This window comes from Pectobacterium parvum, from assembly GCF_020971565.1.
Classification (GTDB): domain Bacteria; phylum Pseudomonadota; class Gammaproteobacteria; order Enterobacterales; family Enterobacteriaceae; genus Pectobacterium; species Pectobacterium polare.
In genome coordinates, this window is the sequence record NZ_CP087392.1 from 2,647,437 (window position 1) to 2,671,357 (window position 23,921).

20 protein-coding genes, 1 tRNA gene and 2 pseudogenes are annotated in these 23,921 nt (G+C 50.8%); 9 read left to right on the forward strand and 14 right to left on the reverse strand.

All coding sequences use genetic code 11. The features are described 5' to 3' along the window. Nucleotides 1-5: 5 nt before the first annotated feature. The 3 genes and pseudogenes from LOZ86_RS11945 to LOZ86_RS11955 all read right to left on the reverse strand — a co-directional run. Nucleotides 6-652 (reverse strand): annotated as a pseudogene (locus LOZ86_RS11945) (ABC transporter substrate-binding protein); the annotation flags it as partial. A 212-nt stretch (nt 653-864) separates the two neighbouring features. Next, on the reverse strand, nt 865-3,537 hold the full coding sequence (acnA, locus tag LOZ86_RS11950; RefSeq protein WP_039481041.1) for an aconitate hydratase AcnA: 2,673 nt from the start codon (nt 3,535-3,537) through the stop codon (nt 865-867). Nucleotides 3,538-3,833: 296 nt separating this feature from the next. Further along, nucleotides 3,834-5,132 (reverse strand): dicarboxylate/amino acid:cation symporter, encoded by a 1,299-nt coding sequence (locus tag LOZ86_RS11955; protein ID WP_039481043.1) that lies wholly within the window; start codon nt 5,130-5,132, stop codon nt 3,834-3,836. A gap of 928 nt (nt 5,133-6,060) precedes the next feature. On the opposite strand from LOZ86_RS11955, the gene gstA reads away from it, so the two are divergent. After that, complete coding sequence (gene gstA, locus LOZ86_RS11960; protein WP_039481045.1) at nt 6,061-6,669, forward strand: glutathione transferase GstA; 609 nt, start codon at nt 6,061-6,063, stop codon at nt 6,667-6,669. Nucleotides 6,670-6,707: 38 nt separating this feature from the next. Here the strand turns inward: gstA and pdxY are convergent, their stop codons facing one another. From pdxY to anmK, 5 genes are all read right to left on the reverse strand, one after another. Beyond that, complete coding sequence (gene pdxY, locus LOZ86_RS11965; protein WP_230242071.1) at nt 6,708-7,568, reverse strand: pyridoxal kinase PdxY; 861 nt, start codon at nt 7,566-7,568, stop codon at nt 6,708-6,710. An 84-nt stretch (nt 7,569-7,652) separates the two neighbouring features. Next, on the reverse strand, nt 7,653-8,930 hold the full coding sequence (gene tyrS, locus LOZ86_RS11970) for a tyrosine--tRNA ligase (RefSeq protein WP_039481051.1): 1,278 nt from the start codon (nt 8,928-8,930) through the stop codon (nt 7,653-7,655). Between the two features lie 234 nt (nt 8,931-9,164). Continuing rightward, nucleotides 9,165-9,848: a pyridoxamine 5'-phosphate oxidase gene (gene pdxH, locus LOZ86_RS11975; protein WP_039481611.1), complete on the reverse strand. Its 684-nt coding sequence runs from the start codon at nt 9,846-9,848 to the stop codon at nt 9,165-9,167. A 107-nt stretch (nt 9,849-9,955) separates the two neighbouring features. Continuing rightward, nucleotides 9,956-10,273, reverse strand: a complete 318-nt coding sequence (locus LOZ86_RS11980; RefSeq protein WP_039481058.1) for an MliC family protein — start codon at nt 10,271-10,273, stop codon at nt 9,956-9,958. Between the two features lie 97 nt (nt 10,274-10,370). Next, complete coding sequence (gene anmK, locus LOZ86_RS11985) at nt 10,371-11,483, reverse strand: anhydro-N-acetylmuramic acid kinase (RefSeq protein ID WP_039481060.1); 1,113 nt, start codon at nt 11,481-11,483, stop codon at nt 10,371-10,373. A gap of 347 nt (nt 11,484-11,830) precedes the next feature. Between anmK and LOZ86_RS11990 the strand changes: the two genes are divergently transcribed. Further along, nucleotides 11,831-12,298, forward strand: a complete 468-nt coding sequence (locus tag LOZ86_RS11990; RefSeq protein ID WP_039481062.1) for an outer membrane lipoprotein — start codon at nt 11,831-11,833, stop codon at nt 12,296-12,298. Nucleotides 12,299-12,453: 155 nt separating this feature from the next. On the opposite strand, the gene slyA is transcribed toward LOZ86_RS11990, so the two are convergent. Then, the gene (gene slyA / locus LOZ86_RS11995) at nt 12,454-12,891 is read right to left on the reverse strand and encodes a transcriptional regulator SlyA (RefSeq protein ID WP_039481064.1); all 438 of its coding nucleotides are present in this window, start codon (nt 12,889-12,891) and stop codon (nt 12,454-12,456) included. Between the two features lie 229 nt (nt 12,892-13,120). Further along, nucleotides 13,121-13,351, reverse strand: coding sequence for a DUF1289 domain-containing protein (locus tag LOZ86_RS12000; RefSeq protein WP_072012338.1), 231 nt, complete (start codon nt 13,349-13,351; stop codon nt 13,121-13,123). A gap of 279 nt (nt 13,352-13,630) precedes the next feature. Here LOZ86_RS12000 and gloA point away from each other — a divergent pair, with 279 nt between their 5' ends. After that, the gene (gene gloA, locus LOZ86_RS12005) at nt 13,631-14,038 is read left to right on the forward strand and encodes a lactoylglutathione lyase (protein ID WP_039481066.1); all 408 of its coding nucleotides are present in this window, start codon (nt 13,631-13,633) and stop codon (nt 14,036-14,038) included. 150 nt (nt 14,039-14,188) lie between these two features. Then, nucleotides 14,189-14,860, forward strand: coding sequence for a ribonuclease T (gene rnt, locus LOZ86_RS12010; RefSeq protein WP_039481068.1), 672 nt, complete (start codon nt 14,189-14,191; stop codon nt 14,858-14,860). A gap of 103 nt (nt 14,861-14,963) precedes the next feature. Here rnt and LOZ86_RS12015 read toward each other — a convergent pair whose 3' ends face one another. Further along, nucleotides 14,964-15,314, reverse strand: a complete 351-nt coding sequence (locus LOZ86_RS12015) for a Grx4 family monothiol glutaredoxin (RefSeq protein WP_039481070.1) — start codon at nt 15,312-15,314, stop codon at nt 14,964-14,966. 343 nt (nt 15,315-15,657) lie between these two features. On the opposite strand from LOZ86_RS12015, the gene LOZ86_RS12020 reads away from it, so the two are divergent. Further along, a complete protein-coding gene (locus LOZ86_RS12020) occupies nt 15,658-16,509 on the forward strand; it encodes a C40 family peptidase (RefSeq protein ID WP_039481072.1) in 852 nt (283 codons plus the stop codon). 109 nt (nt 16,510-16,618) lie between these two features. Here the strand turns inward: LOZ86_RS12020 and cydH are convergent, their stop codons facing one another. Further along, the gene (gene cydH, locus LOZ86_RS12025) at nt 16,619-16,708 is read right to left on the reverse strand and encodes a cytochrome bd-I oxidase subunit CydH (RefSeq protein WP_095699710.1); all 90 of its coding nucleotides are present in this window, start codon (nt 16,706-16,708) and stop codon (nt 16,619-16,621) included. Nucleotides 16,709-17,097: 389 nt separating this feature from the next. Between cydH and purR the strand changes: the two genes are divergently transcribed. Beyond that, nucleotides 17,098-18,123, forward strand: a complete 1,026-nt coding sequence (gene purR / locus LOZ86_RS12030) for an HTH-type transcriptional repressor PurR (RefSeq protein ID WP_039481075.1) — start codon at nt 17,098-17,100, stop codon at nt 18,121-18,123. 205 nt (nt 18,124-18,328) lie between these two features. Continuing rightward, nucleotides 18,329-19,480: a cyclopropane fatty acyl phospholipid synthase gene (gene cfa, locus LOZ86_RS12035; protein ID WP_039481078.1), complete on the forward strand. Its 1,152-nt coding sequence runs from the start codon at nt 18,329-18,331 to the stop codon at nt 19,478-19,480. A gap of 96 nt (nt 19,481-19,576) precedes the next feature. Here the strand turns inward: cfa and LOZ86_RS12040 are convergent, their stop codons facing one another. Further along, a complete protein-coding gene (locus LOZ86_RS12040) occupies nt 19,577-20,212 on the reverse strand; it encodes a riboflavin synthase (RefSeq protein WP_039481080.1) in 636 nt (211 codons plus the stop codon). Between the two features lie 246 nt (nt 20,213-20,458). Between LOZ86_RS12040 and LOZ86_RS12045 the strand changes: the two genes are divergently transcribed. Together LOZ86_RS12045 and LOZ86_RS12050 are read left to right on the forward strand one after the other, a co-directional pair. Beyond that, entirely contained in the window at nt 20,459-21,832 is a 1,374-nt protein-coding gene (locus LOZ86_RS12045) for an MATE family efflux transporter (protein ID WP_039481083.1), read from the forward strand. Between the two features lie 357 nt (nt 21,833-22,189). Then, nucleotides 22,190-22,266: transfer RNA gene (locus LOZ86_RS12050), tRNA-Val, on the forward strand. 275 nt (nt 22,267-22,541) lie between these two features. On the opposite strand, the pseudogene LOZ86_RS12055 reads toward LOZ86_RS12050, so the two are convergent. Then, nucleotides 22,542-23,872: pseudogene (locus LOZ86_RS12055) on the reverse strand (IS4 family transposase). Nucleotides 23,873-23,921: the final 49 nt, after the last annotated feature.

Below are 23,921 nucleotides of genomic sequence, written 5' to 3' on the forward strand. Positions count from 1 at the left end.
CATTACTCCTGCGGATACTCTTTTTTCAGCGATGCAAATTGAACGGGCGACAAAATGCCCGTGACATCAATTTCGCCGGATTTATAGCGGTTCAGCTCCGCCGCCTGAGAGCTGATCGGCAGGTACGTCACTTTGTTAATGACGGTGTGCGCGTTATCCCAATACTGACTATTGCGCTTGCCGACGATACGTTCGTTAACCACCCATTCGCTCAGCGTATAGGGGCCGCTGCTGACGAAATTCCCGACCTGCGTCCAGTTATCAGGATGTTTTTCGAGAACCGCTTTCGGCAGCGGGGCCAAAACATGGTACGCCGACATTTCCAGGAAATACGACAGCGGGTGTTCTAACGTGACTTCAACCGTGTGACTATCCAGCGCTCGGCCAGCCGCGGCTGGATAGTGCCGTCATCGCCCACGCGAACCAAATTATCGAAGAAGTCGTTAATAATGTGGCCTTCCACATCGCTTTCCACCTTATGCGGATCCAACGACGCAGGTTCTGAGCCATTACCTCGCACCAGCTCTTGTTTATCCGCCAGCACCGTCCCGGCAGGAACCTGAGCAGCAAAAGCCGATGTCATCGCGCCTGTTGCACACAGCGTGAGAAACAGCAGCGAATGTTTAAAGCGTTTTTTGATCAACTCATTCATATAACCTCCTGTTATATCCCCGTCATTCTCAAGCGGCATTGGCGTTGTATTCGGGGCGTGGCTGGGCAATAGTTTTTACTTATTCCCCATATAGTTAGCATCACGACAACATAACCACAATTCATCTAAGGATTCGAGTATTTAATGTGAAGAAACGTGTGCTGGTGCAGAGGAAGAAATGCACCAGCACGGTAGGAGTATGTGGGGTAGCGTTACAGCATATTGCGGATAACGTAGTGCAGGATGCCGTCGTTCTGGTAGTAGGTTAGTTCGTTGCGGGTGTCGATGCGGCAGCGGGTGCTGATGGTCTGCGTGTTACCGCGGGTATCCGTGATGTTGACCTCAACCGTCGCCCCCGGCGTCAGCTGATTTAGCCCCGTAATCGAAATTTGCTCGTCGCCGGTGAATTGCAGCGTTTTACGCGTCACACCGTCAGGAAACTCCAGCGGCAGAATCCCCATCCCGATCAGGTTAGAACGGTGAATACGTTCAAACGATTCAGCAATCACCACGCGGACGCCCAACAGACGTGGGCCTTTCGCGGCCCAGTCACGGCTGGAGCCGGAGCCGTACTCTTTACCCGCAAACAGTGCCAACGGGACATTTTCGTCCTTGTAGCGCATCGCCGCGTCATAGATCGTCATCTCATTCTGCGACGGGATATGGCGGGTATAACCGCCCTCTTTACCAGGCACCATTTCATTACGGATACGAATGTTGGCAAACGTCCCGCGCATCATCACTTCGTGGTTACCACGCCGTGAACCGTAAGAGTTGAACTCCGCAGTTTCGACGCCGCGCTCCAGCAAATATTTCCCTGCTGGGCTATCGCGCTTGATGTTGCCTGCCGGCGAGATATGGTCGGTGGTGACCGAATCACCCAACATCGCCAGAATGCGCGCGTTGTGGATATCCTGAACCGGCTCAGGCTCTTTTCCCATATCCAGGAAGAAAGGCGTCTGACGGATATAGGTCGATTCTTCCGGCCATTGATAGGTAGGATTGTTGTCGACTTCGATGTCTTGCCACTCCTGCGTACCTTCAAACACCGCAGCATACTGTTTGTGGAACATGCCTGCGCTGACGTTCAACACCGCATCCGCCACCGCTTTCGTCGACGGCCAGATATCTTTCAGGTAGACGGCTTTCCCGTCACGATCTTCACCCAGCGGTTCTTGCGTCAGATCGACGTTCATATTCCCCGCCAACGCATACGCGACCACCAACGGCGGCGATGCCAGCCAGTTCGTCTTCACCAGCGGATGGATGCGGCCTTCAAAGTTGCGGTTGCCTGACAGCACCGCGCCAACTGTCAGATCCCCTGCTTTTATCGCCGCTTCAATCGCATCCGGCAGCGGGCCGGAGTTACCGATACAGGTGGTACAGCCGTAGCCCACCAGATTGAATCCCAGCTCGTCGAGGAACGGCGTCAATCCCGCTTTAGCATAGTAATCCGTTACAACCCGCGAACCGGGTGCCAGCGAAGTCTTAACCCACGGCTTGGTTTTCAGACCGCGCTCTACGGCATTTTTTGCCAGCAGCCCGGCAGTCATTAGCACGCTCGGGTTAGAGGTGTTGGTACAGGAAGTAATCGCGGCGATCACGACGGCCCCCTGCTGTAAACGGTGCGTTTCGCCTTCCAGCGTGAATTCTTCATAGTCAGAATGGTTCTTCACCGTGCTGACTTCCAGCTCACGGCTGGCTTTAAAGGCTTCCGGCACGCCCGCTAACGGCACGCGATCCTGCGGGCGTTTCGGCCCTGCCAGACTGGTTTCTACCGTCGACAAATTCAGTGCAAGCTGGCTGGTAAAGACCGGTTCATCACCCGCATTACGCCACAGCCCCTGCTGCTTACTGTAGGCTTCCACCAGCGCGATCTGCTCTTCCGCACGGTTGGTCAACCGCATGTAATCGAGCGTAATTTGGTCGATGGGGAAAAAGCCACAGGTCGCACCATACTCCGGTGCCATGTTGGCGATGGTCGCGCGATCCGCCAATGGCAGCGAATCCAGTCCATCACCGTAAAATTCCACAAACTTACCGACTACGCCGTGTTTACGCAGCATCTGCGTGACCGTCAGGACCAGATCGGTTGCCGTGATCCCTTCGCGCATCTTGCCGCTTAGCTTGACGCCGACTACATCGGGGATCAGCATCGAAACAGGTTGTCCGAGCATCGCCGCTTCGGCTTCTATCCCGCCGACTCCCCAGCCGAGCACGCCCAAACCGTTAATCATCGTGGTATGCGAATCGGTTCCCACCAGCGTATCGGGATAGGCAAACTGTTTGTCGCCCTGCTTTTCGTACCAGATGGCCTTAGCGAGATACTCCAGATTCACCTGATGGCAAATCCCGGTTCCCGGCGGCACGACGCTGAAGTAACTAAAGGCATTCTGCCCCCAGCGCAAAAACTCATAACGCTCACGATTACGCGCCATTTCCAACTGCGTATTATCCGTGAGCGCCTGACGATCGCCGAAGTGGTCAACCGTCACCGAGTGGTCAATAACCAGATCGACCGGCGATAGCGGGTTAACCTTATTCACATCACCGCCCAGCCGTTTCACCGCCGCTCGCATCGCCGCCAGATCGACCACGGCGGGCACGCCGGTAAAATCCTGCATCAATACACGCGCGGGACGATAGGCGATTTCCCGGTCGACATGGCCCGTTTTCAGCCAGTCTACGACCGCCTGAAGATCGTCCTGCTCTACCGTGTCGCCATCCTGATGGCGCAATAAATTCTCCAACAGCACTTTGAGCGACTTCGGTAATTTATCGATGTTACCGAGCGTTTTCGCCGCCGCCGGCAGGCTGTAGTAATGGTAAATCTGCTTCTGTACCGTCAGTGTGTCCAGACAAGTGTCGCGAAGGTGTGATGACATGCTTCCTCCCAAATTAACTTGCTATTCGTTATTCTGCATCGGGCGATTAATCAATAACCAGCCTGAGCTTGCGGTCTTATTTAAAGATAACACAAACAAAAAATAACGTTTTTGCAACAATACGATATGAACGCAGCGATAGCCGTTAGCTATTGAAAAGAAGCAAATCAGAATAAACGCCAATGGGAACGTGAAGGGGATGAAAAACAGTCACGGCAGCGTACGGAGGCGAGTGACGAGAAAAGAGAAAAACGGCCCGAAGGCCGTCTGTCTCAATGCATTAACCTGACGTTAATTTAAGCATTCCCCGTTGCCATCACGGGTGCTTCTTCGTCGGCATGGTCTTGCTCTTCCAGGTCATGGTTTCGTTCCAGTTTGGCAACAACCGCGGTCGCCATGCCGTTACCAATCACATTGGTCGCCGTGCGGCCCATATCCAGGAACTGATCGATACCAATAATCAGCAAAATGCCCGCTTCCGGTAAGCTGAACATCGGCAAGGTGGCAGCGACTACCACGACCGCGGCACGTGCCACGCCAGCCATACCTTTACTAGTGATCATCAGCGTCAGCAGAATCAGGGTCTGCTCCGTCAAACTTAAGTGGATATTGTAAGCCTGTGCGATAAACAGAATGGCAAAAGCCTGATAGATCATGGAACCGACAAGGTTAAAGGAATACCCCAACGGGAGTACAAAGCTGGTGATTTTTTTGGGAACGCCAAATTCGCTAAGCGCTTCCATCGTTTTTGGATAGGCCGCTTCGCTACTGGCGGTGGCAAATGCCAGCATACTGGGTTCGCGCAGCAGTTTGATCAGGCCCCAGGTTGCTTTCTTACCGAGGAACATCGCCCCAGCACCAAACATGAGCCCCCATAACAGCGCCAGACCAAGGTAGAACTCACCAATAACTTTGCCAAAGTCGAGGAGAAGCCCCAGCCCTTCGGTCGTAATAGACGACGCCAACGAGGAAAATACGGCCAGAGGCGCTAACCGCATAACATAGTCTGTCACCCGGAACATCACTTTCGCCAGTTCCTCTATCATCGATTCCATCGTGACAGCATGTTTATTCTGGCCTTTCACAAAAGCCAGCGCGGAACCGAAGAACATGGAGAACACCAGAATCTGCAATATTTCGTTATTCGCCATCGCTTCGACGATGCTGCGTGGGAATATATGGGCAATGAAGCTTTTCAGTGTAAACCCACCGGTACTTACGCCCGTCTCTACCGCTATTGGCGTACTTGGAATAGCGAGATTCATTCCAACACCTGGCTCGAAGATGTTTGCTAACATCATGCCAATAAAAAGGGAAACCACGGAAGAACAAATAAACCACACCATCGCCTTCAGCCCTATTCGGCCGACGGAAGAAGAGTTTCCCATGCTAGCAAGGCCAGAGACCAACGTTGCGAATACCAATGGCGCAATAATCATTTTTATCAGGCGAAGAAAAACATCGGTCACTAAATTAAAATAGGATACGACCTCTTTGGCTTCCTGCTGCGTTAATAAAGAATGACAGGCACCGCCGACAATAATCCCGAGAAGAATAGCCAAGGCTATAAAAAATAATAACCTGTTCTTTTTCATAGTAACCTCATGATAATGAATAGAATCAGACAATACGCACTATTAGCCAACATGAGCCACCTAACGCCTAGGCGTAAGCAACCTACGGCTTATCCGATTTTTATCGGCGTATTCTCTGTGTCTTGATATAGTGATAATAGTTACTCGGGAAGCGTATTGACTTTTCCATCACTGATAGAAAAATCTTCGACGGTACGTAACGTATAATTGAAAACGTCGCTATTAATTAATATGGTGCGAGCGCGATGGAAATCGTTGGACATGACTACCCCTCATTTATTACATGCGATAAATAAAGGGGTAGCTTGATCAATTTCACTTTGAAATAATCCCCCTTCATACTTTTTCCTATTTTTATTTTCTAATATCCATTAGATACTAATCATGGGGAAATAACTTAAATCGACGGTATCATGAAAAATACGAAACCTGTCACTAATGAAATTTTTCTTATCAACAGATTTAGTAATGATTAATTAACCGCTATAAATCATGCGTCGAAAAACGTCCCCAACGTAGCTGATTTCACCGTATTAGCGTCAAAAACCAACAATACCATTTTATTTAACGCTTCCCCCTGACCTATCCTCCTTACCATCACCCTATCGCGATCTTGCCAGCCCATAAGTCGTCTTCAGCCCGTAACGCGGCTGTTTTCGCCCCAGTCAAAAGCGGCATGTGTCACACGCGATACAGCTTCACTTATCGCCGCCGTTAAAACCAACAAGCTCGCCCCAAAAGGCGGATGAAAATTTGGCTTTGCACCGCAAAAATCGCCCAAATTTCACGCAAAAATCATACATAAGGAGTATTTTGCAAGAGGCCTCACACTCTCACGTTACGTTTTGTTGTAAAAAAACGACATGTCGTTATTCAACAGTCATCAGCGCATGTGTTGATGGAAAAATAATAATAGGAAGGGGTTCCCATGAAACTGTTTTACAAAGCTGAAAGCAGTTCTCTTTTTACACACATTGTTTTGATCGAATCCAAACTGGAATTCAAGCTGGAGAAGGTCAATTTGCGCACGAAAAAGACAGAGCGTGGAACCGACTATACGTTCATCAACCCGAAAGGGATGGTGCCAGCGTTAGAGCTGGATGATGGGTCTGTCCTGACTGAAGGCGTCGCTATCGCCGAGTACATTGCCGATCTGGTTCCGCACTGTAACCTTATCGCCCCGACTGGCAGCATGGCGCGCTACCATACGCTCGAATGGCTGAATTACATTTCTGCTGAGCTGCACAAAACGTTTACGCCGCTCTTCCGTCCTGGTACGCCGGAAACGTATAAAGAGCTGCTGATGGAATATTTGCAGGCCAAATTCCGCTATATCAATCTGGTGTTGAGTGAACAGAACTATCTGGTCGCCAACCGCTTTAGTATCGCCGATGCGTACCTGTTTACCGTGATGCGCTGGGCGCAGTCGCTAAAACTGGATATGTTCCGCTACCCTGCGCTGGCGGCTTACCTCGACCATATTGCCGAGCGCCCTTCCGTCGTTACCGCGCTTAAGGTTGAAAGGTTGAAAGGCTAACATGCAATAACGCCCCAGCATTCGGGGCGTTATATGTATTACGACAGGCGAACCGCCTGGAAGTGATGACGCGGATTGGCAATTCCATCCTGAGCCGCCACCAACTGTAGCTCATACTCATTCATCTCTTTCGTCACCAGCATGACTTCATACACTGCTGCCGTCGTGTGCTCCAACGCTTTATCCAACGCCACGCCCTTCAGCAAGTTCACCAGCAGTAATCCACTGGTCAAATCGCCCACGCCGACAGGTTGACGTTCAAACTCTACCAACGGGCGGCTGATGTGCCAAGCATCCGTCTGCGTCACCAGCAGCATTTCAAAGCTGTCTTCACGTGTGGCGGCGCGACTCAGGTGTTTTACCAGAACGATTTTTGGCCCTTTTTCACACAGCATACGCGCCGTCTCTACGGCTTCCGCCACGTTATGTACGGTACGGCCACCCAGCAGCTCCAGTTCAGGCAGATTCGGCGCGATAATGTCGGCTGCGAGCAGCGACTGCTGGCAGTGGAAATCAGACACACCGGGCGCGACGATACAGCCTTTCTCCGGCGTACCCATCACCGGATCGCAGAAGTACAGCGCATCAGGATTAGCCGCTTTCACCTGACGAACAATATCCAGAATATGTTCCCCTTGCTCGGCGGAGCCGATATAGCCGCTCAACACCGCATTACAGGTCTTCAGTTTATCGATGTTCGCAATTCCCTGCACTACCTCGGTCAGGTGGCTGGCGGGCATCACACATCCCGTCCAGTGACCGTATTGGGTATGGTTCGAGAACTGCACCGTATTCAGCGGCCAAACGTTTGCGCCCATCCGACGCATCGTAAACTCTGCCGCGCTGTTACCGGCATGACCAAAAACGACATGTGATTGGATGGAAAGTATATTTTTCATTAGCTATGACTCAAATCCTTGCCAGCGCCTGTGCGCCTCAACTTACAAGAAGAAAGGGAGCTAACGCTCCCTTATCGGTAATGCTTATGCTTTCCAGCAGATCAGGCAGTAATGCTTTTTGCCGCGACGCAGCAAGGTGTAGCGATCAAACAGACGGTCGGCATCGCTGAAGGTGTATTCAGGATCGGCCTGTTTCTCGCCGTTAATGGTGACCGCATTTGAAGAGATCATCGTACGAGCCTGGCCACGTGACGGCACTAGTTCAGCGCTGACCAACGCCTGTTGCAAATCCGCACCGTTTTCCAGTTCGATAATCGGCATACCATCCTGCGCCAGCTGCGCAAAGTCGTCCTGCGTCATATCCTGCAATGCGCCAGAGAACAGGCTTTGTGTAATGCGACGAGCCGCTTCCAGACCTGCTTCGCCGTGAACCATACGGGTCACGTCTTCCGCCAGCACGTACTGCGCGCGTGGAGCCTTACCGCTGTTTTTGTCTTCTTCTTCCAGTGCATCGATATCTTCGAGGCTCATGAACGTGAAGAATTTCAGGAAGCGGTACACATCGGCATCCGCCGTGTTGATCCAGAACTGGTAGAATTTGTAAGGGCTGGTCTTGCTGGCATCCAGCCAGATTGCGCCGCCTTCCGTTTTGCCAAATTTCGTCCCATCAGATTTGGTGATCAGCGGCACAGTCAAACCGTAAACCTGTTTCTGGTTCATGCGGCGAGTCAAATCGATACCGGACGTGATGTTGCCCCACTGGTCGGAACCACCGATTTGCAGCTCGACATCATGCTGCTTGTTCAGCGAGGCAAAGTCGTATCCCTGCAACAGGTTGTAAGAAAACTCGGTGAACGAAATGCCGACGTCATCGCGGTTTAAACGCTGCTTCACGGCTTCTTTGCTAATCATCTGATTAACAGAGAAGTGTTTGCCGATATCACGCAGGAAATCCAGCACGTTCATATTGCCGAACCAATCATAGTTATTGGCGGCGATCGCGCTGTTGTTACCACAGTCAAAATCCAGGAATGGGGAAACCTGACGACGAATTTTCTCTACCCACTCACCCACAGTTTCAGCCGTGTTCAGCTTACGTTCTGTAGCTTTAAAGCTTGGGTCACCGATCAGCCCCGTGGCACCGCCAACCAGCGCAACCGGCTTGTGGCCAGATAGCTGGAAGCGTTTCAGGCAGAGCAGCGGCACCAGATGCCCCAAATGCAAGCTGTCGGCGGTGGGATCAAAACCGCAATACAGTGCAATTGGCCCTTGCGCCAGCCGCTCTGCTAACGCTTCCTCATCCGTCACCTGGGCAATCAAGCCCCGCTCTTGCAATTGTTTAATCAGGTTACTACTCGCCATCGATAACTCCATTTTTATAAAAATAGGCCGTTACGTTCCCGTTGGGTTTACGCACAACGCCGTGAGAGATGCACAGCATACCTGTCTGCTGTCGCATGATGATTTCGCTGCTGCATGACTTTATGCAACAGGCTATGAACGCCATATCGCCGCGCAATGCCCAGTCAACGCGAAACTTCATAGGATAAAGTGCTGATGATAGGAGCGCCAGCGTTTAACACGGATATTTCGCGATTAAGGCGCTAAACGATCAATCTGCCAGCCTTCGTCCTGCCGCTGGTAGAAAAAGCGGTCATGCAGGCGGTGTTCGCCGCCCTGCCAAAACTCGACAGAATCGATAACGACGCGGAAGCCCCCCCAAAAACTCGGCAAAGGCACCTCGCCATTCTGGAATTTTTGCTTCAATTCCAAAAATTTGCTTTCCAGCACGCCGCGCGCTGAAATCCGGCTGGACTGCTTTGATACCCACGCGCCAATCTGGCTGTCTTTCGGACGGCTGTGGAAATACTTCAGCACCTCAAGCGCTGGCAGCTTCTCTACGCGACCCAGCACCATGACCTGCCGCTCTAACATATGCCAAGGGAACAGCAGGCTGATGCGCGGATTGTTTTCCAGATGATGGGTTTTGCGGCTGCCCATGTTGGTATAAAACACCATGCCTTTCTCATCATAGTGTTTCAACAAAACGATACGCTGGTAAGGCTGCCCGTGCTCATCCACGGTCGCGACGGACATCGCGGTAGGATCGGCCAGTTTTGCATCGCAGGCCTGCTTCAGCCAGCGTTCAAATAAATCCAGCGGGTTCGCGGGAAGATCGCTACGGCGAAGCCCACCACGCGTGTATTCACGGCGGATGTCGGCAATATCGGCGGGTTGAATAAGAGGAGAACCGTCAGAAGGGGAGCGTTCCTGAGTCATAATATCCTGCTGTCGCAATGTCGGGCCAGAAGCGGGCGAAAATCCCATTTTGCTCCCGTACCCGAAAAATCGCAATCAGCAGCGACACCACTAGCATGCGGCGTCAGTTACATCGGAGCCAACACGCAGTCGTCTATGATAACTCGTTCACCCCGCTGGATAAATGCACGATCGCCTTTGCTCCAGAATGTGTAGGTGTCATTGCTGTATCTGACACCAGAAGCGGACACCACTTGGGGGAGCGTGAGACGTTCACCGTCCAGCAGGAAACTCACCTGTGGAGTCGCTTCACCGCCCTGCTGTAGCGTCACGGTTAGCGGCATTGTGCCGCATTGATAGTGCAGCGTTTCCACCGTCTGTTTATGACTAAAATAGCTGCATCCGCTCAGCAGAATCAACGCTGTCCCTGTCAGTAATCGTTTCATTTTTTTCCCCTGTCATTCTTGTCGATGGCGGCAACTGGCGCTGCCGCTCATTTAAGTTTAACAAGAGGATAACCATGAACCTCTCGGCAAAATCTGATTAATCCGCGTTAACCGGATAAATCGCGCCTAACACCGTTTCCTGACTCGCCCCCGTGACGGACGGCAGATTGCCCGGCAGCCCTGATAGCGTGCGAGAAGCCAGCCAAGCAAACGCCAGCGCTTCCATATCATCGCCACTCACGCCGCACTCATCCGTCGGGCTGACTTCGATACCCGGCAGCAGCGCCGAGAGACGCGCCATGATGAGCGGATTACGCGCGCCACCGCCACAAACCAGTAAGCGTTCGCATCCACCAACCAATAGCGCCTGTTCAGCAATGCTCACAACCGTTAACTCAGCCAGCGTCGCCTGAACATCCTGCGGCGCGATCGGCGGCAGGCCAGCCAGCATTCTTTCCAGCCAGCCCAGATTGAAATACTCACGCCCAGTGCTTTTCGGTGCCCGTAACGCAAAATAAGGATCGCTCAGCATTCGACGTAGCAATAGCGGATTCACCTGACCGCTCATCGCCCACACGGCATCTTTATCATACGGCTGCGCGCAGTGCCGCCAGATCCAAGCATCCAGCAGCATATTTCCGGGACCCGTGTCGTAACCACGCACGGGCGCACCCGGCACCAACAGCGACAGATTGGCGATGCCACCGATGTTGAGTACGATACGTCGTTCGACAGGATGCAATAGCAACGCATGGTGGAACGATGGCACCAGCGGCGCGCCCTGCCCGCCATAAGCCAAATCGCGGCGGCGAAAATCCCCTACGGTCGTGATGCCAGTCAAGGCAGCAACGCGGTTATTATCGCCGATCTGCAACGTACAAGGCGCATCGCCCGTGGGCTCATGCCAGACCGTCTGCCCGTGGCAACCAATCGCGGTAATATCCTGAGCCCTCAATTCCGTCTCTTTAAGCAGCGTCAGCACCGCTTCGGCAAACAAGATGCCCAGACGCGTATCCAACTGCCCCAGCGCCGACAGCGTCACCGCCTGCCCCTGACACATCCCCAGGATGGCCATCTTGATATCCTGCGGTATCGGGTGACAGTAGCTGGCCTGCTGAGCAACCGTATGTTCGTCAATCGCGGCTAGCACAACATCCACACCATCCAGGCTGGTGCCGGACATTACGCCAATATATCTGCCTGATCTCATTATGTAGCCTTTGCCCCTGTGGGATAAAAAGAGAACACCGATAACAACCGTTACGTCGAGAATAAAAATAGCACGTTAACACGCTGAATTATTAAATTTTTTGTATTTTTGCCACACGAGCTAGGTTTTAACCGGATGAGGTTTTTTGATAAAACTTGCTACAAAAAAAGCCCTTTCTCGTACTATTTACTCTTCTGTTTATGCGCAATTTAAGCACACTATTAATTCTGAAAAAAAGAGTAAAAAGAGTGGCATGCTACACTGAGCCAGACCATAATTTATGGGTATAACACTGCGTCGGCTCTGGCTGAGCCAGCCCGACATATTCGCTATTAAGGAGTTTATATATGATGAAGCGTTTACTTGTGGTTACCCTTGCAGGTATCACGCTGGCTGGTTGTGCTAATACCAGTACACTTTCAGGTGATGTTTACAGTGCGTCTGAAGCTAAACAAGTGCAGACCGTGACCTACGGTACGATTGTTTCTATGCGCCCAGTTCAAATTCAAGCGGGAGAAGATTCTAACGTGATCGGTGCGCTAGGCGGCGCCGTACTGGGAGGTTTCTTGGGCAATACGGTTGGCGGTGGTACTGGTCGTAGTCTGGCGACAGCAGCCGGTGCAGTAGCGGGTGGGGTAGCGGGTCAAAGCGCAACGAGCGCACTGAACCGCACACAGGGTGTAGAACTGGAAATCCGTCGCGATGACGGCAGTACCATTATGGTAGTACAAAAACAAGGCGACACTAAATTCAGCACGGGTCAACGCGTTGCTATAGCCAGCAATGGTCGCAGCATCACCGTTTCCCCACGCTGATGCTGTGTGACGATCGCCACTCTCTGCGGCGATCGTCACAACGAATAATCAACTCCCAGAATGAATGACCAATAATAGATATCGATATATTCGCCATAATTCAAATTACTGGAATCTAATTCTCTCTATGCGTCAAATAGCCCCATCCAATCCAGCTACGCTTGGCTTTCATGCAATGCCAATATATTTTTCTCAAGACGTGCAACCAACAGCGCTAATTCATCAACCTGCTCAGACGTAATTCCAAATAATACTTCATTACGTGTATGACTAATTACATCAGTGACAGCCTGTATGATCGGCTCGGCTGATTCAGTCAACATAATACGTTTTGCTCGGCGATCGTGCTCACAAACGTGGCGAGTAATTAACCCTTTTTCTTCAAGCTGATCCAGCGTTCGAACCAATGAAGGTTGTTCAATACCTATCGCTTTAGCCAGTTGAATTTGCGACTGTCCTGGTGGCAAATGGTATATATTATGCAACGTAACCCAATGCGTTTGGGTGAGTTCGAGCGGTTTTAAACGATGATCGACCAGTGCACGCCATACACGCACAAGACGAGCTAAATCAGATCCTAATGGCAGTTCCATCATCTTTCCTTATTGTTAGCACGCTAAATTATATCCCTGGATGGCAATCAACTCTGATTTATAAAAAATACAAAATGGTTTTATTATTGTATGAAATATATCCTTCGCGGAAGGCAGCTATTATCAAATAGATAACTTTTAAAAATGCTCTCCCGTTTATTTCATTTAAGCGAACATATCAGCATTTCTTAAGAGAATTCCCGCGTAAATAAAAAGCTTAAAAAAACATCTAAAAAAACGGTAGCTGACTAAATTCTGCAGGTATATCAGCTCTATCCGAATGCTGTAACCGTTTCATTCTCTGCTGGCACAGGCGCAGTATATTCTGTTTCTGCATATCACTCATTTTATCCCAGCTGAAACGTTCATTACGGTTACGAAAGCAACCTCCGCGTTCATCGGTCTGACAAATACCACGACATGGGTTAAGGATAGCAAAGAGTTCAAGTTGCTCTGGCACCCTTATCCCCCCGCTAAAATTCTCTTTATTGAAACCTCATTCTTTAGTGCTGGCAAGCCTAAATAGACAACCACGTAAATAATAATTGTAACCACTGGCTATTTTTTACACATAAGGCGCGTCTATATCAACCCAGTACACCATTAATCCTTTCTTACAATACGTTTTAACACAAACCTTATCGCAGTGCCGCATTTTTAGCATCATCCGAATGGCTTAGACTCGATAGCGCCACAACGCTATACTTTCTTATACGTTGCGCTTTTTAACGAGGATACTATGCGTTTACTTCATACCATGCTGCGTGTTGCCGATTTACAACGCTCTATTGATTTCTATACCCAAATTTTGGGAATGCGCGTGCTGCGTACCAGCGAGAATACCGAATACAAATACACGTTAGCTTTCGTCGGTTATACTGAAGAGAGCGAAGGTGCAGTTATCGAACTGACCTACAACTGGGGCGTCGACAGCTATGATTTGGGCAACGCCTACGGTCATATCGCGCTGGGCGTTGACGATGTTGCCGCAACTTGTGAGCGTATCCGCAAAGCGGGTGGCAATGTAACGCGCGAAGCGGGCCCGGTCAAAGGCGGTACTACCGTGATCGCGTTCATCGAAGATCCAGACGGTTATAAAATCGAATTGATCGAGAACGCCCACGCCGGTAACGGCATCGGTCACTAATCCCCCCGCATTCTACAGGTGCTGCATCGGCACCTGTTCTCCCTCCCTTTTTCTGCTATCTCCGCCTTTTGAAACAGCAACGGGCATGCTGCATCTCCGGCCAAAATTTGCAATAATGCGCGCTGCGTTTTGCTAACAATTAAGAGAAAAATGGCTGATAAAAGTGATCTGAACGCCCTGAGCGGCCGTTTTCGTGGGTTTTACCCGGTAGTGATCGATGTTGAAACCGCCGGATTTAATGCGAAAACCGATGCCTTGCTGGAAGTTGCGGCGGTAACATTAAAAATGGATCAAGACGGTTGGTTACAGCCAGATGAAACACTACATTTTCATGTCGAGCCATTTGAGGGTGCGATTCTGGAACCCGCTGCACTAGCGTTTAATGGCATTGACCCCACCAACCCACTGCGTGGCGCGGTGAGCGAATATGATGCGCTGCATGAAATTTTCAAAGTCGTGCGTAAAGGGATCAAAGATCAAGGCTGTAACCGCGCGATTATCGTGGCGCATAATGCCACATTCGATCATAGCTTTATGGCCGCAGCAGCCGAGCGCTGTAGCCTGAAACGTAATCCGTTCCATCCTTTCGCCACTTTCGATACCGCAGCACTTAGCGGGCTGGTGTTAGGCCAAACGGTTCTTGCTAAAGCTTGTATTACCGCCGGTATCGCGTTTGATTCCAGCCAGGCACACTCTGCGCTGTATGACACCAACCAGACCGCATTGCTGTTCTGTGAGTTGGTTAACCGCTGGAAACGTCTGGGCGGATGGCCGATTGCACTGGAAGAAAATTCGCTGGAAGACGCGTCAGCCAAAGACTGAAAAGGCTGAGATCAAAAAACGGGTGCCATAAAGGCACCCGTTGGAAGAATTTACGCTCGCCTCGTAACAACATTTGACATCGTCATTACGCCAGACGAAAGCATTACTCTTGATCGGCCTGCTGCGCTTTATATTTATCTGCCGTTTCTTTGATCAGCGGTTGCAGTTCACCGCGCTGAAACATTTCTACCACGATATCACAACCGCCAACCAGCTCACCGTCAACCCACAGCTGTGGGAATGTCGGCCAGTTTGCGTATTTCGGCAGTTCAGCACGAATGTCTGGGTTCTGCAAAATATCAACATACGCAAAACGTTCGCCACAGGCAGATAACGCCTGAACCGTCTGTGCAGAAAAGCCGCAGCTTGGCAATTTCGGGGAGCCTTTCATGTACAGCAGAATCGGGTTTTCAGCAATTTGGCGCTGAATTTTTTCAATTGTCGGTGTCGTCATCTTCTTGCTTCCTTAATTCTATAGGATGGCTAACGTCCAAAACGCTAGCCATGAGCCGCCGTCAGAGGTGCTACGACAGCGACATTGACTCAGTGATATTGTACCGATGCCACTAGCTACAAAAAAACGCCATTTTTTGTAGGGTTATTTTTTTTCCTGAAGGCCTTCGTCATTGATGAAATCAGCGCCAGAAAACGCTGATAAATCAATCGAAAAAATAACTATTAACGTTTTTTCACTATTCTGTATGAATAAAGCGACCGTGCCCACTTTTTTATGACGCCGTTTTCAGGAATACTGTGAGGATTGAGCGAGTTAAGGATTATGTTCGGTCACTGTTAATATGCGCTTATTTATTACTCTTTTTATATTATTTTTCAATAATCTATCCCTGAACATCGTTCAGGCTGCGCCGCATACCCCGCATTCTGCGCCGAAGAAAAGCGCCGTGGCAGAAACGAATAAGAAAAGCCGCCAAACAAAGGGTAATGCTAAATCCCCGACGCCGATCAAAAGCAAAAAACCAGAATCTACCGCCGTCAGCAATAAAACCAAATCCCGCACCGCGAGCAAAGTGACAGAGAAAAAGCCGTCACGAACGCAAAGCAGCACGCCCGCGCTAGTGAAAAAAAATCTTAAAAAGCTGAAGCCTGAAGAAGAGAAGCAAACAACCGCCCAAGCCAGAGTCAAAACCGGACTGAAGAAGACCGCACTCAAGGGGAAAGCGGATAAAAATCCAGCGCCGACAGAAAAAGGAATGGCGCTAAGCGCTGCGCATAAAAAACGCTATCAGCATGCCAAAACGACCGCAATGAATAAGTTGATGAGTCAGATAGGCAAACCTTACCACTGGGGCGGCTCCTCTCCTTTTACCGGATTCGACTGTAGCGGACTGGTTTATTACGCCTACAAAGATGTCGTTAAGATCCAAATTCCACGCACCGCAAACGAAATGTATCACCTGCGTGATGCTGCTCCGATTAAAAAGAGTGAGCTGGAAAGTGGCGATCTGGTCTTCTTCCGCATCAATAATCGTGGCGCAGCCGATCACGTCGGGGTTTATCTGGGTGAAGGGAAATTTATTCAGTCGCCGCGTACAGGCTCAGATATTCGTATCAGCAAGCTGAGTGAAGATTATTGGCAGGAGCACTACGTTGGCGCACGTCGCGTGGTGACGCCGCAGACGATTCGTTAAGAGACAGGTTGTACGTAGTAAAGAAAAGCAATGTGAAGAAAACGATCCAGACACGTTATGGCATCATCAACGTGTCTGAATATCTAACCCGCCCAGAGGCACCCTTCGGTTAGTTCATCACCGCAATAAAACTAAACGCGATGATCACAGCCAACGAGCCAACGGTTGTTAGCAAAGACATCTTCAGATCTGTATCCATAAATTACTCCTTATTAACGAACAAATTTTATCTGAAAGCTTCATCTGAAAAGACACCACCATTCACAGCCGAACCCGCTTAGGTAGTTAAAGCTACAAATAATAGGGTTATTACGATTCTTTCATAATTGTAGCGAAAAATCTCGGACGAATGCATCACTAATAGTATAAATTAGCCCTTTCACTTTCATGATAAATCGGACACAATCCGCTGTTTATGAAAGCGCTGCGTATCAGTCGAAAAACGTCAACCCAGATCCCTTCGGTATAACATTCGGCATTCTCCTTCTGAAATCCTGTTTTTTAGCTTAGAAGAAGAACATTAAACGTAGGCAAACGATTAACAATATACTTACGTCTGTAACAGGTAAGTTCAGGAGTCATTTTTAGATGGCAACGATTAAAGATGTGGCAAAACGTGCTGGCGTTTCCACCACAACCGTATCGCACGTGATCAATAAAACACGTTTCGTCGCCGAAGAGACTAAGGCAGCCGTCAGGGCAGCAATCAAAGAATTGCACTATTCACCCAGCGCCGTCGCCCGCAGCCTCAAAGTTAATCACACTAAATCTATCGGCTTGCTGGCCACTTCCAGCGAAGCCCCCTATTTCGCCGAGATCATTGAAGCCGTTGAAAACAGCTGCTACGCCAAAGGCTACACGCTGGTGCTGTGTAATTCGCATAACGACATCGGCAAGCAGCGCGCCTATCTTTCCATGTTGGCGCAAAAACGCGTCGACGGCCTGTTGGTGATGTGTGCCGAATATCCGCCCGAGTTATTAGGTATGCTGGAAGACTATCGCAGCATTCCGATGGTCGTGATGGACTGGGGACAGATGCACAGCGATTTTACCGATACGATTATCGATAACGCCTTTGAAGGCGGTTATATGGCAGGTCGTTACCTGATTGAACGTGGCCACCGAGATATCGGCGCCATCCCCGGTACTCAAGAACGCAACACCGGCAGCGGACGCTACCTCGGCTTTTTGAAAGCATTGAAGGAAGCCGACATCACCGTGCGTGACGAATGGGTGGTTCGGGGTGATTTTGAACCGGAATCCGGCTACAAAGCCATGCATCAGATCCTCGCACAGAAACAGCGACCTACAGCCGTATTCTGCGGTGGCGATATCATGGCGATGGGGGCTATCTGTGCGGCAGATGAACTGGGTCTGCGCGTACCGCAGGATATTTCGGTGATCGGTTATGACAACGTGCGCCACGCGCGTTTCTTTACGCCTGCGCTGACCACCATCCATCAGCCAAAGGAGCGTCTGGGTCAATCTGCGTTCGCTATGCTACTGGATCGCATTACTAGTAAGCGGGAAGATGCGCACGTCATTGAAGTGCATCCGACGCTGATTGAGCGCCGCTCGGTTGCAGACGGCCCCTACCTCGACTATCGCCGCTAGCCGTAGCCATTCTGTACAGACGATTTTCTTATTCCTGCTGCTTCCCCTCTCTGCTTCAGCCAATTCTCTTGTATGCTGGCTGAAGCAGTTCTAAATTTAATACCGTGTTTCATTTTCTCTGGTGACAGCCGATACCTCGGCTGCGATAAGTGTTGTCCTGGTGTGTTTTACGATACTTTTGCATGTGAAAAGTTAAGGAGACATGATGGGTTTACCTTATACAGAAGAATGGGATCCTGATACCGCGCCTTGGTTCCACATCGTGCAGGGCATGCTGGCCGCCGCGAATATCACCATCAACGGCACTCGCCCTTTTGACATCCGCGTGACCAACCCCAATTTCTTTAAGCGTATCCTGCGTGAGGGATCGCTGGGGCTGGGAGAAAGCTACATGGACGAATGGTGGGAGTGTGAACGGCTGGATATGTTTTCCCATCGCGTTCTGCGCGCAGGGCTGGATACTCAACTGCCCCGCCGCCTCCACAACCTGACGCGCGTTGCCCTCTCCCGCATCACGAATTTGCAATCCCGCCGACGCGCTCAGGTTGTCGGTAAAGCGCATTACGATTTAGGTAATGATCTCTTTACCCTGATGCTAGATCCTTACATGCAATACTCCTGCGCTTATTGGAAACAGGCGCAAACGCTGGAACAGGCGCAGGAAGATAAACTCACCATGATCTGCGAAAAGCTCCAGCTAAAATCAGGAATGACGCTGTTGGATATCGGCTGTGGTTGGGGCGGGCTTGCCGAGTTCGCGGCACGCCACTACGGCGTGTCAGTTTACGGCGTCACTATTTCCAGAGAACAGCAGATGTTGGCACAGCGACGTTGTCAGGATCTGAACGTCATCATTGAATTGCAGGATTATCGCGATCTCGAGCGGCAATTCGATCGCGTGGTGTCAGTTGGCATGTTTGAACACGTCGGGCCGCGCAACTATGACAACTACTTCCGCGTCGTTCTGCGTAATCTAAAACCCGACGGGCTGTTTCTGCTACATACCATCGGGGCCAATAAGACTAACCCGCACATCGATCCCTGGATTCATAAATACATATTCCCCAACGGCTGTATTCCCTCCATACAGCATATTGCACAGGCGAGTGAGCCTTATTTGGTAATGGAAGACTGGCACAATTTCGGTGCTGATTACGATCGTACATTAATGGCCTGGCACGCTCGCTTTCAGCAGAACTGGCCACCGCTTTCCACACGCTATACGGCCCGCTTCCGCCGGATGTTCAGCTACTATCTTAACTTTTGTGCAGGGGCTTTCAGAGCAAGAAACCTTCAGCTCTGGCAGGTCGTGTTCAGCACGGATGGGGTCGAAGGTGGATTGCGCGTTGCGCGCTAACAGCATTGTGTGTTGACAGAAAATCGTGTGCTGACAGAAAAGAGAAAACCGGACGGTAGAAACGCCGTCCGGTTTACCAGAATGTGCAACGTAGAATTACTCTTCCTTGCCGAGATCGCTCGCCTGCTTGCTAGCCAACACGCGCTCGACCGTATCGACCACGGCCTGTGTCTGCGGATCGATTTCGATATTAATGCGGTTTCCCAGACGCTTCTGTCCCAGCGTGGTGCGGTTCAGCGTTTCTGGAATTAAATGCACGCAGAAACGTCCACGGGTCACTTCTCCCACCGTCAGGCTGATACCGTCAATTCCAACGAAGCCTTTATGTAGCACGTATTTCATCAGCGCTTCATCTGCAAGGCGGAACCAAATCTGATGGTTATTCTCTGAAACCTGAATCTTAACCACTTCCGCGGTACACATGATGTGGCCCGACATGACGTGCCCACCGATCTCGTCACCGAATTTCGCGGCTCGCTCAATATTCACGACATCGCCTTCATGAATATCGCCCAGATTCGTTAACCGCAGCGTTTCCTTCATGAGATCAAAACTGACACGATCGCCGTCAACAGCGGTGACCGTCAGGCAGCAGCCATTATGCGCCACCGATGCGCCGGGCACGAGCCCTGGCAACAACTCAGGCGGGAGCTGGACAATGTGCGTGCGAAAGTTGGATTTTTCTTCAATCGACACCACCGGCGCGGTGCCCTGAACAATACCGGTAAACATGCGGTTTGCCTCTTAAAAACAAAGAAATGACTCTGTGCAGTGTGCCCGATATTTCGCGGAAAACCAAACCGGAATGCCGTATACCGCATAGCTATCGAAACCGTAGCGTAACAAATAGAATATATTCTCTTCCATGCTGGTTTACTTTCGTTAAGTCGTTACAATAATGCTCGCTTTACCCCGATCTGTTTTTCATATCTGAGTCATTTACCCTGCTATTACGTTAGTCATTCAAGGAAGGTATCCGTGCAACAGTATCTGACAGAAGCGCGTAAATTATCGGCGCTTGCTGTTCCTGTCATTATTGCGCAAGTGTCCCAAACGTCGATGGGTGTAGTTGACACCATCATGGCCGGTGCTTATAGCGCCACCGATATGGCCGCCGTCGCCGTGGGAACCTCTATCTGGCTACCCGCCATTCTTTTTGGTCATGGTCTGCTACTGGCGTTAACGCCCGTTGTCGCACAGCTCAACGGCTCAGGCCGACGCGATCGTATTTCTCATCAGGTGCGACAGTCTTTCTTTCTCGCCGCCATCATTTCTGTGCTTACGATGCTGGTGCTGTATCAGGGGGAATACGCCATCAACCTGATGAGCGACGATTCGCCTGAGCTGGCTGCGAAAGCCATCGGCTATCTGCATGCGCTGCTGTGGGGCGTTCCCGGCTATCTGTTCTATCAGGTTTTACGCTGCCAGTGTGAAGGGCTGTCCAAAACCTATCCCGGCATGATGATTGGGTTCATCGGGTTGTTAATCAACATCCCGATCAACTACATCTTTATCCTCGGTAAATTTGGCATGCCCGAACTAGGTGGCGTCGGCTGCGGCGTGGCTACCGCCTCGGTTTACTGGATCATGATGCTGTTGATGATGCTTTATACCCGACGCGCCTCCTGGCTACGCGATATCCGCTCGCACCGTCCCGCATTCCGTCCAGACGTTGCTGTGCTGAAGCGCCTCTTTGGCCTCGGTTTACCTATCGCGCTGGCACTGCTTTTTGAAGTGACACTATTTGCCGTGGTGGCGCTGTTGGTGTTGCCGCTGGGCGTCGTCGATGTGGCCGGTCACCAGATTGCCCTGAACTTCAGCTCGCTGATGTTCGTTCTTCCGCTCTCGGTTGGCGTCGCCACGACCATTCGCGTCGGGCATCGCTTAGGAGAAGGCTCGGTTGAGAACGCCCGCATTGCCGCGCACACGGGTATCATGGCGGGTGTGGCATTAGCCTGCTGCACAGCCATTTTCACCACGCTGCTGCGTGAGCCTATCGCCCTGCTCTACAATCAGGATCCGCTGGTTGTGGCGATGGCTTCTCAGCTCATGCTGCTGGCCGCCGTTTATCAAATTTCCGATGCCGTTCAAGTGATCGGCACTGGCGTTTTGCGTGGCTATAAAGATACCCGTTCAATTTTCTATATTACCTTTGTCGCCTATTGGGTATTGGGATTACCGAGCGGTTACCTGCTGGCCTTGACGGATACCATCGTACCGCGCATGGGGCCTGCGGGCTTCTGGTGTGGTTTCATCATTGGCCTGACGGCAGCGGCAGTGATGATGGTGACGCGGATTCGTTTTCTCCAGCGCCAACCCGCCGCACGGATTTTAGCGCGCGCCGCCCGCTAGATAACGTTTCACCCTGCTTTATACCCTAAATAATTCGAGTTGCGTGAAGGCGGCAACCGAGCGACAAATCGGTCTTACCGATTTGAACAGCGCTAGCGCTGGCCCGAAGGGTGAGCTTCATTTATGAGGCTCATTAATCCCCAGGAGCTTACTCAGGTAAGTAACTGGGGTGAGTAAGGACAACCAACGCACAAGCGGCTTGAAGTATGACGGGTATCGTCGAAAAAAACGACACAATGGATACAACCCCAGCAATCGCACTGGCAAGAGCACAAAATTGCATTTTTCCTCTTGCCAGCTTTCCCCTTGCTCGCTACTATGCGCCTCGCTGTCGGACAGGCAGCACGGTATCTCAATGCGTTCATAGCTCAGTTGGTTAGAGCACCACCTTGACATGGTGGGGGTCGTTGGTTCGAGTCCAATTGAACGCACCATTCCTTCTTCGCAGTACCTCACTCAGTTCGTTAATCCACTAAAATCTCTGTTGAATCTGCACTCATGCTTTTCAGCAACATCGCTCTCATTCCACCTGTGTTCGCACAATCTACGTCCATTTGACCTGAGTCAAAAGCAATACAATGAAGCGCCACAGGTTTGGTAAACATTGGCGGTTATGATAAAGGAAGCGGCACAGCGCCCCCGAAAATACCTCACAGTGGAAATACACCACAGCGGAAAATGATGCTCCCTGCGCAGTAATGCCAGTCAGTTAAGCAACTGACTGGCTGTTTTTCTTCGCTTTTCGATATTTATAAGGCCTTTCTTTCACCACTCTCGGGAAGGTTCTTTCTCTTCTTATCGGCAGCTTCACCATCTGTCCCATACTCTCCAGATCTCGCAGTAGTTCAGGGATACGACCCGGCGATGCACCCTGAAGCGTCATCAACATCCTCATGACCAGCCCGCAGGATTCTGAGAAGCTCAGCTGATTTGGCCAGTAACCTTTCAGTTGACTGGCCATTTTAATCATCTGATATCTCACGAGATTATACGCCAGCAGCACACCCCATAACTCCTGCTCCACAAGTTCCGGTTTTTTGCTTCTCAGTGTCAGTCTGCTCAGTTGCATTGTCTGTTTGATTTCACGGTAACCCAACTCGATTTCCCAACGGTGACTGTAAAGCTCAACCATTTCACCTCCCGGATAACGCATGCCATCAGTCATCGAAGTCAGTAACTGATAGATTTTTCCTTTACGGCTATAGGTCAGTAATCGGGCTGTCACTTCTGTACTCAGTCCCGGCCATTTTTTGCGGGATTGTGGCGTAGTTTTCAACTGTACCAGATGATCGCCTTTTCCCAGTTTCCGGGTACCTCCTCGTAACGGGTACCTTTCTTAAGCGGTATCATCCAGTGTCGGTGTTCTCCCGCACGCTTCCAGGCATTCAGCAACCCTAATGAGTAATACCCTTTATCGAGCAGCGTCAGCGTATTATCTGCGGTCTGGTCTATCAGTTGCTCAGCCAGGGTATATTCGCTGTCTTTCATCGTACCGAAGGCTGCTGCGGTTATCAGATGGCTGGTCAGCTCCATCTGACAGACCATTTTGACCTGCGGGTAGGGGCCAGGTTGGCCGCAGTAAGTCTGGCGCGGGAAGGCGGTATCATTTTCAGGTGTTTCCTGTGTGCGCCAGACGACGCCATCCATCGCCAGTAACGTCAATCCACACCAGTGGGGATGCGCCACAGCGTTGTGCCACAAGTGAGCGGTGTGCGTGAACACCCGTCGAACGGCGTCACTTCCGAGCCGCTGTCGAGCCTGGATAACCGCGCTGGGAGCAACAAAGGGACGGTTACCGGGCAGCATAATATCCAGCCGATTGACAATCTGATGAAGCGGCTCCTTACGTTCAAGCGCCATGCCGACAACGCACCAGACCATCATTTCGAGAGGAAGACGGCGTTTACGCAGGGTGACCACGCCGGACTCAGCAAGGCAACGGGCAATAAGTTCTGGGTCAAGAAAGTCGCCAAGAGAAGTCAAAGGATTACGGGTCGAATCGTAACGTGAAACGAGGTCGATGGCCTGAGAGATACGCATAAAAAATCCGGAAATGAAGAACACTTCCGGATTCTTACACAGCTATTGG